The 13,587-nt window shown below is 60.0% G+C and carries 21 protein-coding genes and 1 tRNA gene; 14 read left to right on the top strand and 8 right to left on the bottom strand.

Annotated elements, in window-relative coordinates; all coding sequences use genetic code 11:
* The gene (locus tag MK_RS02175) at positions 1 to 321 is read right to left on the bottom strand and encodes a hypothetical protein (protein ID WP_148679492.1); all 321 of its coding nucleotides are present in this window, start codon (positions 319 to 321) and stop codon (positions 1 to 3) included.
* Positions 322 to 503: 182 nt separating this feature from the next.
* Here MK_RS02175 and MK_RS02180 point away from each other — a divergent pair.
* Positions 504 to 578, top strand: a tRNA-Ile gene (locus MK_RS02180).
* Between the two features lie 47 nt (positions 579 to 625).
* Here the strand turns inward: MK_RS02180 and MK_RS02185 are convergent.
* On the bottom strand, positions 626 to 1,585 hold the full coding sequence (locus tag MK_RS02185; protein ID WP_011018774.1) for a sodium:calcium antiporter: 960 nt from the start codon (positions 1,583 to 1,585) through the stop codon (positions 626 to 628).
* A gap of 14 nt (positions 1,586 to 1,599) precedes the next feature.
* Here MK_RS02185 and MK_RS02190 point away from each other — a divergent pair, with 14 nt between their 5' ends.
* Complete coding sequence (locus MK_RS02190; RefSeq protein WP_011018775.1) at positions 1,600 to 1,908, top strand: hypothetical protein; 309 nt, start codon at positions 1,600 to 1,602, stop codon at positions 1,906 to 1,908.
* Positions 1,880 to 2,377, top strand: a complete 498-nt coding sequence (locus MK_RS02195; protein ID WP_011018776.1) for a molybdenum cofactor guanylyltransferase — start codon at positions 1,880 to 1,882, stop codon at positions 2,375 to 2,377. The genes MK_RS02190 and MK_RS02195 overlap by 29 nt, the downstream gene beginning before the upstream one ends.
* On the opposite strand, the gene MK_RS02200 is transcribed toward MK_RS02195, so the two are convergent.
* Complete coding sequence (locus MK_RS02200; protein WP_148679493.1) at positions 2,367 to 4,352, bottom strand: DUF460 domain-containing protein; 1,986 nt, start codon at positions 4,350 to 4,352, stop codon at positions 2,367 to 2,369. The two genes, MK_RS02195 and MK_RS02200, sit on opposite strands and share 11 nt — an antisense overlap.
* A gap of 75 nt (positions 4,353 to 4,427) precedes the next feature.
* Here MK_RS02200 and MK_RS02205 point away from each other — a divergent pair, with 75 nt between their 5' ends.
* Positions 4,428 to 4,811 (top strand): RDD family protein, encoded by a 384-nt coding sequence (locus MK_RS02205; RefSeq protein ID WP_011018778.1) that lies wholly within the window; start codon positions 4,428 to 4,430, stop codon positions 4,809 to 4,811.
* Here the strand turns inward: MK_RS02205 and MK_RS02210 are convergent.
* Positions 4,798 to 5,328 carry a DJ-1/PfpI family protein gene (locus MK_RS02210; RefSeq protein ID WP_226988701.1) on the bottom strand — a complete coding sequence of 177 codons (531 nt, stop codon included), beginning with the start codon at positions 5,326 to 5,328 and terminating at the stop codon, positions 4,798 to 4,800. The genes MK_RS02205 and MK_RS02210 overlap by 14 nt on opposite strands.
* A 22-nt stretch (positions 5,329 to 5,350) precedes the next feature.
* On the opposite strand from MK_RS02210, the gene MK_RS02215 reads away from it, so the two are divergent.
* Positions 5,351 to 5,776 (top strand): DUF1890 domain-containing protein, encoded by a 426-nt coding sequence (locus MK_RS02215; RefSeq protein ID WP_011018780.1) that lies wholly within the window; start codon positions 5,351 to 5,353, stop codon positions 5,774 to 5,776.
* Complete coding sequence (locus MK_RS02220) at positions 5,773 to 6,066, top strand: DUF1894 domain-containing protein (RefSeq protein ID WP_011018781.1); 294 nt, start codon at positions 5,773 to 5,775, stop codon at positions 6,064 to 6,066. The genes MK_RS02215 and MK_RS02220 overlap by 4 nt, the downstream gene beginning before the upstream one ends.
* Here the strand turns inward: MK_RS02220 and MK_RS02225 are convergent.
* Genes MK_RS02225 through MK_RS02240 form a run of 4 tightly spaced genes read right to left on the bottom strand, consistent with a single transcriptional unit; the run spans position 6,063 to position 8,980 of the window.
* Positions 6,063 to 6,794, bottom strand: coding sequence for a 50S ribosomal protein L2 (locus MK_RS02225; RefSeq protein WP_011018782.1), 732 nt, complete (start codon positions 6,792 to 6,794; stop codon positions 6,063 to 6,065). The two genes, MK_RS02220 and MK_RS02225, sit on opposite strands and share 4 nt — an antisense overlap.
* A 12-nt stretch (positions 6,795 to 6,806) precedes the next feature.
* Positions 6,807 to 7,094 (bottom strand): 50S ribosomal protein L23, encoded by a 288-nt coding sequence (locus MK_RS02230; protein WP_011018783.1) that lies wholly within the window; start codon positions 7,092 to 7,094, stop codon positions 6,807 to 6,809.
* A 3-nt stretch (positions 7,095 to 7,097) separates the two neighbouring features.
* Positions 7,098 to 7,880, bottom strand: coding sequence for a 50S ribosomal protein L4 (gene rpl4p, locus MK_RS02235; protein WP_011018784.1), 783 nt, complete (start codon positions 7,878 to 7,880; stop codon positions 7,098 to 7,100).
* 14 nt (positions 7,881 to 7,894) lie between these two features.
* Positions 7,895 to 8,980: a 50S ribosomal protein L3 gene (locus tag MK_RS02240; RefSeq protein ID WP_011018785.1), complete on the bottom strand. Its 1,086-nt coding sequence runs from the start codon at positions 8,978 to 8,980 to the stop codon at positions 7,895 to 7,897.
* A gap of 143 nt (positions 8,981 to 9,123) precedes the next feature.
* On the opposite strand from MK_RS02240, the gene MK_RS02245 reads away from it, so the two are divergent.
* From MK_RS02245 to MK_RS02280, 8 genes are all read left to right on the top strand, one after another.
* A complete protein-coding gene (locus MK_RS02245; protein WP_011018786.1) occupies positions 9,124 to 9,873 on the top strand; it encodes a hypothetical protein in 750 nt (249 codons plus the stop codon).
* A gap of 4 nt (positions 9,874 to 9,877) precedes the next feature.
* Positions 9,878 to 10,159, top strand: coding sequence for a 50S ribosomal protein L44e (locus tag MK_RS02250; RefSeq protein ID WP_011018787.1), 282 nt, complete (start codon positions 9,878 to 9,880; stop codon positions 10,157 to 10,159).
* Between the two features lie 32 nt (positions 10,160 to 10,191).
* Positions 10,192 to 10,395, top strand: a complete 204-nt coding sequence (locus tag MK_RS02255; protein ID WP_148679914.1) for a 30S ribosomal protein S27e — start codon at positions 10,192 to 10,194, stop codon at positions 10,393 to 10,395.
* A complete protein-coding gene (locus tag MK_RS02260) occupies positions 10,395 to 11,198 on the top strand; it encodes a translation initiation factor IF-2 subunit alpha (protein ID WP_011018789.1) in 804 nt (267 codons plus the stop codon). The genes MK_RS02255 and MK_RS02260 overlap by 1 nt, the downstream gene beginning before the upstream one ends.
* 3 nt (positions 11,199 to 11,201) lie before the next feature.
* Positions 11,202 to 11,402, top strand: a complete 201-nt coding sequence (locus MK_RS02265; protein ID WP_011018790.1) for an RNA-protein complex protein Nop10 — start codon at positions 11,202 to 11,204, stop codon at positions 11,400 to 11,402.
* 3 nt (positions 11,403 to 11,405) lie between these two features.
* The gene (locus MK_RS02270; protein WP_011018791.1) at positions 11,406 to 12,215 is read left to right on the top strand and encodes a proteasome assembly chaperone family protein; all 810 of its coding nucleotides are present in this window, start codon (positions 11,406 to 11,408) and stop codon (positions 12,213 to 12,215) included.
* Between the two features lie 93 nt (positions 12,216 to 12,308).
* Positions 12,309 to 13,088, top strand: coding sequence for a hypothetical protein (locus MK_RS02275; RefSeq protein ID WP_158295887.1), 780 nt, complete (start codon positions 12,309 to 12,311; stop codon positions 13,086 to 13,088).
* A 3-nt stretch (positions 13,089 to 13,091) separates the two neighbouring features.
* Positions 13,092 to 13,586 carry an archaeosortase/exosortase family protein gene (locus MK_RS02280; RefSeq protein WP_011018793.1) on the top strand — a complete coding sequence of 165 codons (495 nt, stop codon included), beginning with the start codon at positions 13,092 to 13,094 and terminating at the stop codon, positions 13,584 to 13,586.
* Position 13,587 lies beyond the last annotated feature (1 nt).

Below are 13,587 nucleotides of genomic sequence, written 5' to 3' on the forward strand. Positions count from 1 at the left end.
TCACTCCTCCCCTAACTTGAGGTGCTTCTCGAGCTCCTCCAGAACTTTGCGAACGCCGCGTTCGGCTACGTACCCTAACCTCCAGTCGACGTCCTCTAGCGCCCGCTCCACAGTCTTACACACCGCCTCTACGACCCAGCGGTACTCGTCGACGTCGATCCCGGCGTCACGTAATCTCCTGTAGTACCGGCTGCGGAAGTTGACGGCGAAACGCTCCAGCTCCCTCTTCACCTCGTTGGAAAGTTCGACGGGGTCCAGTTCTTCCCTCACGCGATTCGAGAGGTCCGAAATTACCTCCTCAGTAGTGTGTTCAGCCGTCAACTGTCAACCCCCGTGAGTCGAGGGATGAACGTGAAGATAATGGAAAACCTCCGACAATGGACGGGGGGTCGGGAAGTCCGCCTACGGTCATCCCTTAGGGGTCCCACAAGGCTGAACTCATCATCCCTCCTTCCGCGCAAAGCTTTTACGACCTCGCATTTCCGTCACACGCATGGGTAGTCGGGCCCGCAGCTCAGTCCGGTTAGAGCGCGGGGCTCATAACCCCGTGGTCCCGGGTTCAAATCCCGGCGGGCCCACCCTGAAAACGTTATGTAATTTATAACCTTTCCCTCGGGAAGATCCCTCATGTAAGAACGAACGGAACGGGGTACAGGACGGCGACCGCGGACATCACCTTCCAGTCCAGCCCGTTACGGCGGCTGTAAAGGTACAGCAGTACCATCGCCGCGAGTGGCACGGTAACGGTAGCCAGTTCCCTCGAACCGAGACGCCAGCTCGTGAACAGGAGTCCCACGGCGACTGGAAACGTCGCCTGGAATACCATTGCACCCGTCACATTACCCAGGGCTAGGTCGTCGCGGCCTTTCAGGTACCAGATCACGCTGTTCAGCTTCTCAGGGAGTTCCGTGGCGATCGGTGCGAGAAGACACGACACAGTGAACGGGTCGGCCCCGAGCCTCTCCGCCAGTCGTTCCACCGCATCCGCGAACCCGTGCGCCCCGGCCACCAACAGAGCGACCGAACCGACGAGGAACACGGCGGCCAACAGACCCGCCAGTACTGGGTGTGCCATTTCGAGCTCGATGGAAGGCTGCTCAACCACGTCCCCGGTTCTCAGGAGCCGTCGCACGTAAACCAGATACAACAGGAACAGCACGGCTGCAACCGCGAAATGGGCGGGTTTGAAATCCGTGAGTGATACCGCAAGCACTAAGGAGTAAGCCACCAGAAAATGTCGAGCATCTAAGCTGAAGTGGGAGGTCTTTATCACGGGCCGCCGCCGACGGCCCATCAAGTACGCCGCGAGCACCGAAAGACCTCCTATCCCCATAGCGACCGTCGACAACATCAGGGGAGCGCCTAAAATGGCACCTACCGCCACTCCTTCTCGGTATCCCGCGATGATCGCTACGATAGGTACTAAGGTTTCGGGTAGGGCTGTGGCCACGGCGGCTATGAAACTCCCGGTGAATCCCGACGGCAACTTGAACCGGTAACTGATCCACTCGACGGTGTTCGTGAACAGCCAGGCACCCAGGAGCAAGGCCCCGAAGCTGGCCGCTATCTGCGCTATCAGCGTCAAGGGGGCCAGTCCCCGTGTCCGGAACGATCAAACTGAGCCGGTGTGGTCTTCGGGCTCCCACGTGCGAGCCCGTCCGGAGATCCTACTTCGAACGACTTCGCAGATACCGCGATTATCAAGTGAGGGAGCTCTATGAGTCAGGTGTACGGATAAAGGTGTTGGCCCGAGTGTTCGACCTCTCCGAAGGGGAGATCAAAGAAATCCTCCTCTCGCCGCCGCGGTGCGCGCGCTGCGGCAAACCGCTCCGCACGAACGTGCCACTATGCTCCGAGTGCGAACGGGTGCTGGAGGGAGATGATAGGAGCCGTACTGATGGGAGGTAAGGGCCGAAGGCTCGGCGGCGACAAACCTTGGCTGACGGTGAACGGTCGGCCGATCGTAGAATGGGCGACGGAAATGCTGCGTAGGATCGGTTGCGAGGAGGTCTACGCGGTTTCACCCCGTAGGGACGGACGCTGGGACGGGCCATGGTTGCGGGATAGTAAGGGATCAGGACCTATGGCGGGCGTGAGGGCGGTGTTCCGAGAGTTCCCGAACGAAATAGTGTGCGTGACGTCATGCGACGTCGTGTTCGACCCCAGAATATTTCGAGAAGTCGCCGAACCCCCTTGTCACACCCGCGGGACCCTGTTCCCGTTCCTGGTACGCGCGGAGGACGCACCGGAACACCGCACCGTTAGAGAGTTCTTGAAGAATATAGGATCCACGGAATTGGAGGTACCGGCGACGGACCTGGATGAGCTAGAGGACTTACCGCGATATCGAGCACTGCTTTCCCGAATCACCGGATGAACTTCCCTCTCCGCCTGCGTTGGTACTCTTCGATGCAACGCAGTATACGTTCTTTTTCCCGCTCCCGCTCGCGTTCTTCCCACCGCTTCCGAGTTCTTCTCACGGCCCTTCGGAGCTCGTCCGATTCCACGAGGGCCAGAGTACCTGCCCTCTTCACGGTCACGTCTTCACCCTCACGGAGTAGTGGCAGATCGAGGCGACGAAACTCCTCCAAAGCGTGTTCCGGTATCGACGCATCCTCCGGTACGATCACGGCCTCAGGACTCAGGTCGGAGAGCTCTCTAACGTTCGACTCACTCATGCCGCTGGGATCTTCGACGTAAAGCACGAACACCGGCGGAGTTTCTAACCCAGCGAGCGCCTCGTGCGACGCTTTCTCCACCTCGACTACCGGTATTCCTTTACCCGACCGAAGGATGGCGTTGAGCCTCTCGGCCCGTCTCAACTCCCGTTCTAGGCGTTCCCGACGTGACTTTTCGCGGATCAGTTCACGTCTTAAGCGCTCGATCTCACGCTCCTTAGCCTCGAGCTTACGACCTATCTTTTCCTCAACGAGCTCCTCCATCCTATCGCGCATCCGATCCAACTTCTCCTTGAGCTCTTCGTTCTCGCGCTTGAGACGCTCAACGAGACGTTCTAAGTGCTCAATCTCATGTTCGTACTTCTTGACCTTTTTCTCGTACGCGCGCAATTCTTTCTTCAACGAGGCGATACGCTCACGGTATCGATGGATCTTCTCGCGCTCTTCCCGCCGTTCACGCTCCACCTGGCGCTCTTCTTCCACTATCCGGAGGGCGTCCACAACCGGGAGTCCCTTGATCACGTAGCTGGCGGCCCGAAGTACGTCCCGGCGCTTGATCTCTTCCGAAGCTTTGCGCTCGACCTTACGCAGAGCCGGCTTCACGATCGCGTGGTATGCCTTTACCGCCGCAGCCAGCGCGTCACGTTGGTGGGTGTCCCTGGGTCTGATATTCTGGTCTCGCCGGGCGAGATGTCCCTTCACAAGTTCACGTTTCTCGTCCACCGAGAGCCGACGATCCGGCACGTAAAGCCGTGCTCCCAGGGATCGGGCCAGCCGTCGAACGGCCTGAGGGACAGGAGTGACGTCGGTGGCGACTACCGCAGGTCTACCCAGTGACTCGATCCGCTCGGTGAGCTCACTGAAGGACAGCTCACGGGAACTCTCGAGGTGTACGACCTCACCGTCCGCGTTGAGAACTGCCAAGGCCGTGGTCGTCCCGGGATCCACGCCGATGGTGAGAAGCTCACGGCGGTGGGAGGTGTCCCGGAACGTGATCCGGTCGCGAAGTACGGGCTCGACGTCGATCTTGATCTCCCGCGCGTCGACCTTGTTCACGACGGGTTTCACGCGATCGTACCGCTCGTACACGGTGAACTCGGCACTGGCGTACCCTCCCTCGGCCTTTCTGACCCGAAGGTCGTACTCCATCCCCTCCGCTTCGAGGAGCCGTTGGAGCTCTCTCGTGGCTCTCTTCACCGCGGCGTGCAGGTTCCTGGCGTAACGTGACTGACTGTACCCTCCCTGACCGGGCCTTCGCAAACGACCTATTCGGACCCTCGTCTCGTCCTCCAGCACGAACGCCTCCACACCAACCCCGAGTTCCGCCAGGCGCGCACACGTCAGCGCTTCCTCTTCGGGGTTCCGGGGATCGGGCGTCGGGAGGCCGTGTTCACGCGCCAAACGTTGGAGTGACCGTTGATCACCGGGCTTTCCCGTGACTTGAACTAACTTGAGCTCGGGATGCGACTTCACGAGTTCTAAGAACTCAGAAGCCCCGTCCAGGAGTTCGTAGACGTCATCCACGGCGACCACGTCCGGTTTCAGCGAGAGAATGAGATCGAAGAGCTCACGCTTGGAGAGACGTTTCTTGAGGACTTCCTCACCATCCTCCAGTATCGCGACGGCATATTCCGGGGGTTCGGACCGGACGATGTCGATCCCTACTACGATCACGTCCGAAACCACCCGGCCGGAGGCCTCTTAGGTTTATCAGACCGTAGAGCTCAGTAACTTGCGGGGGCCGTTCAGGTGAATCCGGCACCTTCCGAGCTGCGGTTCGGCGCCTACGCTATTGACTGCGTGATCACGGCCGTGATGTCATTGTTAATATGTCTGGCTTTAGCACGTCCGGTGACTCCGGTGAGATTCCTCAGCACTTGGTCACTGATTTCGTGGATATACTGGACGATGTTCGAAGGCACCTACGGAGAAAGCCCAGGCAAACGGGTTTTCGGACTCAAGGTCGTCAACGAAGAAGGAGAGGCCGTGAGTCTTCCGGAGGCGGCCATTCGAAACGTTTCGAAGGCCCTACCCGTAGTGTGCTACGTGGACGGTGCGTTGATCCTGCTGACCGAATCGCGACAACGGGCGTTCGACCTCCTGGCGGGGACGTTCGTCGTCACTTCAGGATGAGTTGCCTGGCGACGGAGTTCGCCATGTGATCGCCGCAGAGCTCTCGAACTACCTCTAAGCAGGCGTCGATTGCGAACGCTGGGCCCCTACTAGTCACCACGTTCCCGTCCCTCACCACCCCTTTAGGCACGGGCTCCGCGCCGTTCACCTTGAGCTCCGCCTCAAATCCGGGGTACGTGGTCGCCTTCCTTCCCCGTAGAACCCCAGCCTCCGCGAGGACTAATGCTCCGGAAGATAAGCCCACTACCATACCACCGTCGGATTCTACAGACCGGACAAGGTCCAAGCAGTGCCGATAACCGATCAGCGTCGTGGGCGCGGATCCGCCGAGCACGACCACACCCTCGTAATCGTCCCCCTCGACGTCCCACACCGTGGAGTCGACGCCCACTTCCATACCTCCCATCCCTTCAGCACGCTCCTCGACCCCCACCAAATCCCAATCGAGCCCGCCGCGTGAGAGTACACTCACGACCGCGCCGAGCTCGAGCTCCTCAAACCCGTCGTCCACCAGCACCGCGATCAAGGGGGAACCTCCCTTGCTCGTCGTCTCCCTGGGGTGTCCGAAGATCCCACCGAAGATCTCCTCCGCGATTTACGCGTGCTACCGGTATGACGATAGAGCGTTAGTACTCAGCACCGAGGCGGGATGTAAGCTCCTCGAGTACGCCGACCCTGAGAAGGAGTACGTGGATGAAACTCGAACGTACGAGAAATACCTAGAGGACCCGGATGCCGCCGGTATCCTGCTCGCGTTCGTGACGAACGATACGGAATTACAGATAGCGGTCACCCTGAAGGAGGTATCGGAACCCGACGACGCGAGGGCGGTATGTACCGAGGAGTTCGAGGATCGGCTCGAGGACTGCGGGTTCCTTACCGCACCGGTAACTGGTCGGCGGTGGAAGCACGACCCGAAGAGATGGGTTAAGGCGGTCGAGGACGTGCTGGGGGCGAGTCGATGACGTTCTGCCTCGAGGAGCGGGAGTACGAGATACTAATGGCGAGAAGGCCGTTCGACGACTGTGCGAGATACATCGAATCGAAGTTTGGAAACATCGTCAAGTTACAGCCTGGTGAGGAGATTCTGCCGGGACTTCGAGCGATAGGATACGGGAAAATCCCGGTGGCGTACGGGGATGAATGGATTGTACTACCGATAACGAAACCGTGCCACGGGAGCTTCGTCGTGAAGATAGAAGTTAGTGCAGAAGAACTCGAGTGGTTCCTGAAGAAGCATGTAAGCGGGCGTTAGCGGCGTCCACCACGACCTGTCTTCCGGGCCGCGATGTGACCGACCTTCCTACCCGGCGGGTCACCTCTGGCGATCGTCGTGGGCTTACCCGGGCTCTGGTGGTTACCTCCACCGAACGGGTGGTCGACGGCGTTCATCGCGACGCCACGTACCTTCGGCCACTTACCACCCTTGCTGCGCATGTGGTAGTACTTCTTACCCGCCTTCACGAACGGCTTCTCGCGCTTACCACCACCGGACATGACGCCGATCGTGGCCCGACACCGTGGGTCGAACGTACGTACCTTACCAGAGGGGAGCTGCACGTAGGTACGTCCGACATCGTGGGCGATGATGGTGGCGTAGCATCCGGGCGCCCGCGCGAACTTACCGCCGTCACCCGGCTGTCCCTCGATGTTGAATATTGGGACTCCTTCCGGGATCTCCGCGAGTGGAAGCGTGTTGCCGGGCTTGATCTCCGCGGACACACCGCACTCTATGATGTCGCCCACCTTGGTTCCCTCGGGCACTAGTATGAGTCGCTCCTCTCCGTCCTCGAACCTCACTCTAGCCACAGGAGCGTTGCGTGCCGGATCGTGGAGCAGCTCGACTACCTTACCGACGACCTTGCCCTTCTTTTCCTGTTCATCGTAAGGCCTGTGCTCTATACGACCACGGTAACGGTGAGATGGAGCGCGGTACGTAGGCCCGCCACGTCCCAACCGCTGCGGGCGGATACGCTTGCCCATCTCGGGAACCCCCTACAGGATCCCTAGATCGACCGCGACGTCCTCGGCGCGGTACTCCGGCTTTAACTTGACGTAAGCTTTCTTCTCCCCGGTCGGGGTTATTAGGGTATTTACCTTTTCCACCTCGACGTCGAACAGCTCCTCGACGGCCTTTTTAATGAGCGGTTTGTTAGCGTCCCGCCGCACGATGAACGTGAGCTTGTTCTCCGCCTCCATCAACCGCATCGCCTTCTCAGTGGCCACTGGGTACAGTAGGACGTCGTGTGGGTCTTCGATCTTAGGACCGTATCTCTTGGCCACGGTTTACTCCCCCAGACGCTCTTCCAGTACCTCCAGGGCTCCGGGTGTGAACACAGTCAGTCGCCCGGGATGCGCACCGGGAGCCAGGTGTTCGACGCCCAGGTGCATCGCCTCGACCACGTCGACACCTGGATGGTTTCTAGCACCTAACTTGATACCCTCGTCCTCGTCCACCACGATGAGCACGCTCTTCGGCTTTACGTACCGTCGACCGCGCCGCTTACCCTTACCTGCCCGGATGCGTCGATTGCTCTTGGCCCGCTCTACGTCGGCCCACAACCCGACGCTCTTGAAGAATTCCCGGACCTCCCGAGCCTTGTTCAGGCTTTTCAGCTCGTCCACGACCACCACCGGGAGGTGTGGAACATCGTCGATCACATGGCCGCGCTCCTTCACGAACTCGGGCTTGGCTGTCGCCGCCAGAGCGGATCTGAGCGCTGCACGTCGCTCCTTCCTGTTAACCCGCTGGGTCCAGTCCTTCTCGGGTGTCGGTGCGTGGGCCTTCTGTCCTCCGACCGCTTGGGCGACCCTGGCAGCCCTACCGGCCGCCGGGTGCCTCCGTCCCTTGACCCTCGGGACCATCGCCACGCCGTGACCGGCACCCCAGGACTCGGCGCTCGTCCTGAAACCTGCGCGCGGGTCGGTACCGTAGGGTTGGCGGCGGTTAGCCTGAGCTGCCAGCACCGCGCGCCGGATGAGGTCCTTACGGACCGGCTCCTCGAAGAAAGACGGTAGCTCGACCGTGTCGACCTCTTCACCCTCGAGGTTGAAAACGGGAGCCTCCACTATCTACTACCCCCTTAGGCACTCGCGGGACCTCCGAGCTGCTCCACGATCTCATCCTCGGAGGCCTTCGGCCGGACACCCTGCTGCGACGTCCGACTGATGTACAGGATCTCAGGCGCTCCCTCGGGCGCGTTCTTCGGTGGTCGTACGGCGGGTCTTACCCGGATCAACCGCTTCTTCGGTCCGGGAACCGTGCCGTGGATCATGATGTAATCACCGCGGACGACTCCATAGTTAACGAAACCTCCGCGTGGAGTGACTTCCTCACCGTCCTCTCCGATCTTGAGGATGCGCTTATTGTGCTCGGTGCGCTGGTGGTAACCCACCTGACCCGCCATCGGGACAGTCCACCTTACCCTAGAGGGTGTGATCGGACCTATCGATCCGATGTGTCGTCCCTTCTGCTTCCGCTGGGTCTTACGGTCCTGGATCGTGACACCCCAGCGCTTCACCACGCCCTGGAAGCCCTTACCCTTCGTGATCGCAGAGACGTCCACGATCTCGCCCTCGTCGAAGACGTCCTTGGCCCTGATCTCCTCGCTGAGGATCTCTACGGCGTACTCGAAGCGCTCCCGTACGTCCTTGCCGCCGATCCTGTACTCCATAACGTCGGGCTTCTTCTTCGGGACTCCAGCCTTCTTCGGCTGTGTGGCCACGATGACCCTGATCTCCTCCACAATACCCTCGTCGACGAGCTCCTCGATCTTGTCCAGGTCTCCAGCCTCGCCGTCCTTGGGTACCGTGAACACCCGGTCCATCTCCAGCTCCTCGGGAATCTCGGCCCATGCCTCGGTCACGCACCTGTAACCGTCCGGCGTGGGCGCGTAAGCACGGATAGCGGCGACGTACATCGGAGGAGCGTCGAGGATCGTTACGGGCACCGAGATTTCCTCACCTTCGGTCGGACTGTTGGGCCAGTCGTCGATCATGATGGCATGGGTCATTCCGGCTTTGTAACCCGCGAATCCTTGCACGCGCACTCTCTCCTCGTCCGGCCAACTTCGGATCCTAGGAACGGGCCGTGAGGCACGCTTCCTCGGGCTGAAGGCCAGAGAACCGCGTCTTGGCCTACCTGGATTCCTGCGTCCACCGCGTCCCATCGGCCGTTTCCCCCAATCCTCCGCCGTTTTCTCGGCTCCGGCGGGACGGGTCCGACCGTATAAAGTTTGAGCGCGCGGCGAGGTTTTTGAGTTCGGACGCAAGTTGATCTGGGGAGAAAAGGATCGGTCGGGGCTCGGAGGCAGTGGACGTCAGATCCGCCGAGCGCTTGCTGGAAGACCTGAAGGAGTTCGCTGAACGCGTGAACAAGGCTTTCTCCAGGATCAACCCGCAGATCATGGAGCGTCGGACTCCCAGAGGATGGCTACGTGAGATGGTACGGGAATACTTCGAGAACCTAGGAGCCGAAGTGCTCCGTGAGGCGTGCGAGATTGCCAAGGAGGATATCAGAAGTTACCGAGAACTGGATGAACTACTCCAAGAGATCGAGCGCTCCACCGATCGAGAGGAGGACGTTTTGTACGTACGTCGGGCCCTCCTCAGGTACATGTTCTGCAGGACGTACACGCTCCAGCGATTGTTAGTCCGACTGTACTGGAGCCTGAGCGCCGGAACGGCGGACGTCGCCGAGCTCGTGGGAATGCTTCGTAGAATGGACCTGTTCGCGGAGGAAGCCCAACTCATCTACCCCGTGACGCCGGATGTAGAGGACCTACGTGAAGCGGTGAAGGACGCGATCCAGGTTATCGGGGAGGAGGTCGGAGCCGGAACCGAAGAAGAAGACGACCGTTTAGAACCGGAACCCAAGCTCGAGGTGTGCGTTGTTCGCGGGAAGCTACCCGCTTTTGTGGATCCGGATACGGGCGCGGAGGTGCCGCCCTCAAAGGAGGGAGATTTATTAATGGTCGGGGAGACGGCCGCGCGGATCCTCTCGGAACGGGGGCGTCGATGGGGCGGTCCCTTCGCGGAACACGTCCGGAGGTGGAGGGGGTGAGTCGTTGGCTAAGATCCCGAAGAAAATCCGGACGTACTGCCCGTACTGCCGGAAACACACCATCCACGAGGTAGAGCGCGCCAAGAAGAACCCCGCGAGAAAGATGTCGTGGGGACAGCGTCAGTTCGAGCGCGTCCTGAAAGGATACGGTGGATTCCCACGTCCCAAGCCGTCGGGCGAGAAACCCACGAAGAAAGTGGACCTGCGCTACCGGTGCACCGAGTGTGGTAAAGCTCACACCCGGAAGGGTTGGCGAGCCGGCACCCTCGAGATCACCGAGGAGTAGGGGGTGAGATCGCTTTGGATGAGAAGCGATTCCTGAAGAGGTTCACCGAGTCCGATCTCGTACCGCAGCCTCGTAGCAGGTTCCTCCGCGTGGAGTGCGTGGATTGTGGTAACGAGCAGATCATATTCGGAAACGCGAGCACCGAGGTAAAGTGCCACATCTGCGGCCGCACCCTAGCCAAGCCGACCGGCGGTAAGGCCAAGATCCTCACTAAGATCAAGGAGGTGCTCGAGTAATGCCCCGGAAGTTACGCGATCTTCCCGAAGAAGGCGAGATAGTGATGGCCACGGTAGAGCGTGTCGAGGACCACGGAGCCTTCGTCACGCTGGACGAGTACCCGGGAGTGGACGGGTACATCCATATCTCGGAGGTAGCGAGCGGTTGGGTCAAGAACATCAGGGACTACGTCAAGGAGGGTCAGAAGGTAGTCGCCAAGGTTATCCGCGTGAACCCGAAGCGCAAGTACGCCAACCTATCCCTCAGGAAGGTCACCGACCACCAGCGCAAGGAGAAACTGAAGGAGTGGAAGCGTGAGCAGAGGGCCGAAAAGCTCCTAGAAATGGCCGCAGAAGAGCTCGGCAAGGATCTGGACGAGGCTTACGAGGAGGCTGGGTACAAACTGATCGAAGAATACGGATCCCTTTACGATGCACTGGAAAGGGCGGCCGCCGAGGAAGGGCCGGAACCACTCCTCAAGGCCGGAGTACCGGAAGAATGGGCCGAAAAGCTCGCGGAGCTGGCGATTGAGAACATCGAGCCGGGTCGCGTGAAGATCGAGGCGTACGTCGATCTCACATGCCCGGCTCCGAACGGTGTGGAGATAATCCGTGAGGCACTCGAGAAGATCGAAGAGTTCCAGCAAGGCGACGTGAAAATGGAAGTACAGTACGTAGGAGCTCCCCGGTACCGGATCACCGTGGACGCTCCGGACTACCGAACGGCAGAGAAAATGGTCAGGAAGGCAGCTCAGGCCGCGATCGACCACGTGGAAGAGCACGGAGGCGAGGGCGAGTTCCACCGGGAGATCGAGGAGGGGTAAAGCGTGCCTAAACGACTACGCAGGTGTAAGGAGTGCGGGGAATACACGCTTCAAAGGGACAAATGTCCGCATTGCGGTGGAGATCTGGAGGTGCCGCACCCGCACCGATTCTCCCCGGAAGACCCGTACGGTAAATATCGAAGGAAGCTGAAGAAAAGGGTGTGGGCCGAGAAATTCGGCCCGCCTTCCGGCGAGGGGGATTAAAAGTTGGACCTGCTGAAGCTGGCCCGCGGAAACACCGTGATCAAGTTCGATTTCGAGCCAGAAGTGGAGGAGCCGGTCCTCGTGGAGGGGCTTCCCGGCATCGGGCACGTAGGCAAGCTAGCCGCCGAGGCGATGATCGAGGACTTAGGCGCCGAAAAGTTCGCGGAGCTGTACTCACCGTACTTCCCACCACACGTATCCGTGAATGAGGATGGCATCGTGGAAGTAATGAGGAACGAGTTCTACGTGTACGAATCCGAAGGTGATGAACCGGACATCATCTTCCTCATCGGCGAGGCGCAGGCGCAGGGTGAGCTCGGACAGCATGAGGTCACCATCCGCATACTGCAAACCGTTAAGGAGTTCGGAACGGAAATGATCTTCACACTCGGAGGCCTCGGAACCGGGACCGTCCCGACGGAACCCAAGGTCGTTGGGGCGGCTACGCACAAGGAGCTTATCGACCTGCTGAAGGAGCACGGTATTGAAGTCCGCAGCGGCGACAAAGGCGGCAACATCGTAGGAGCTTCCGGTCTGCTGCTCGGCTTCGGGAAGATGATGGGCATGAAAGGAGTCTGCCTGATGGGTGTAACTCCGGGGCACGTTATCGACCCACGGGCCGCGATGGCCGTCGTCGAGAAACTGTCCACGATTCTGGGGGTTGAAGTCGAGGCCGATTCGTTGAAGAAGCGGGCCGAGCGATTCGAGCGCGAATTCGTGGCACAGCTGGAGGAGATGCCTTCGGCGCTCGAAGAGGCGCAGCAGGAGGCGGAGGAGGGTAAGCCGGAAGAAGACCTCAGGTACATCGGGTGAGCCTCGTTGGGATCACATTGGCGACACGCCGTCCGCGCTATTTCCTCGGCACTCTCCCCCTTCATCCCCCCCTCACTGTCCCCTTGGATCGCCTTGGTTTCCGTATGTGTGGAAGAGTACGGTCCGCCTCTCACAGCCGTAGCCTCAGGAATCACGGCAGCAGCTATCACCGGACACCCCATATTCGCAATGGTTTCTGCCCTAATAGGCGAATTTACCGTGGGAGCCGCGCTTCGCAGGAAGCTCCCACGAAATCCCGTTTCAACCCTGCTGTACTCCGCCGTGGGAGGAGCCGCAGTAGCTCCATTGGTACTCCGAGCTACGTTAACTCCCCTTCACGCCTTGATCTTCGGACTCACACTCTTTACGGCTTTCATCCGGCCCCCACTCGCCCCCATAATCTACGAGAAGCGGGAACGGTACGACCCGTGGAATTCGATCGTCCTGGCCGCGCTGATGATATACGGTCTTGCACCGCTCGTAGGTCTCGAGAACTCTTGCTTGGCCTTCCTCGTCGCTAAGGGCGTAGATGGAGCCGGCGGTCTCGCACAGTTCATCCCGGGATCGATCAATCCCGTAGTGTCGCTCAAGGGGTTTCGGATCCGTGAGGTTGAGGAGGGAATCAGCCCGATCGGAACGTTCTTCGAGTTCTTAGCGGCGTTGGGGTTAGGATGGCTGATCACCGGAAGCACTCAAGGTGCCTTAGTGATGGGTATCGCCGTAACCGCGGCGGACATCCTCTCGAACGTTACCGGAGTCGAAGACCACCACAAAGGAGACGACCTGCTCATGATGCTATCGGCGGCGTGGGTGATCCAAACCTTCGGAGTCTCGGGCTTAATGCGGCTCCTAGGGCTGATGCCGGGGTGGTGAGGGGTGGACCTAAGGTACCTAACCAGCGCCATCTCGGTATCGCTGTTCGTTTACTCGGGCATAGACACAGAGCCGCTCCAGTACGTGACGGCCCAGTGGGTGGAAAGTGTGCTCCACTTAATGGGGCTCACCGTTCCCAAGGCCGGCTACACGTTCCAAGTCGGAACCGTAAGTGCGATGATCGTGAAGGGATGCGTCGTCTGGCCCGCTATCTCGCTGTTCGTAGGATTGATCGTCGCCACTCCCGGCCCATCCGTACTCCGGAAAATCGCCGCCCTCGCCGCGTCCGTAGCACTGCTCACGGCCGGCAACGTGCTAAGGCTGGCGAGCATGTTCTACATGATGGAGGTGTGGGGAGTAGGGTTCCGACTAGCCCACGATGTGATCGGTCAGTTGGTGGGACTCGCCATCGTCATACTAGCGGCGTGGGTGGCGTTCTATATCGTGCCGGAAACCGAAGATAAGCTCCGTGAAATAATCCCTTGGCCGGGTGAGTGAA

This window comes from Methanopyrus kandleri AV19, from assembly GCF_000007185.1.
Classification (GTDB): Archaea; JAADCQ01; Methanopyri; order Methanopyrales; family Methanopyraceae; genus Methanopyrus; species Methanopyrus kandleri.

Excerpts from the sequence above, each read along its gene's own strand:
- MK_RS02195 (WP_011018776.1), top strand. The coding sequence starts at position 1,880 with ATGATAGGAGCCGTACTGATGGGAGGTAAGGGCCGAAGGCTCGGCGGC.
- MK_RS02220 (WP_011018781.1), top strand. The coding sequence starts at position 5,773 with ATGACGTTCTGCCTCGAGGAGCGGGAGTACGAGATACTAATGGCGAGA.
- MK_RS02225 (WP_011018782.1), bottom strand. The coding sequence starts at position 6,794 with ATGGGCAAGCGTATCCGCCCGCAGCGGTTGGGACGTGGCGGGCCTACG.
- MK_RS02240 (WP_011018785.1), bottom strand. The coding sequence starts at position 8,980 with ATGGGACGCGGTGGACGCAGGAATCCAGGTAGGCCAAGACGCGGTTCT.
- MK_RS02260 (WP_011018789.1), top strand. The coding sequence starts at position 10,395 with ATGCCCCGGAAGTTACGCGATCTTCCCGAAGAAGGCGAGATAGTGATG.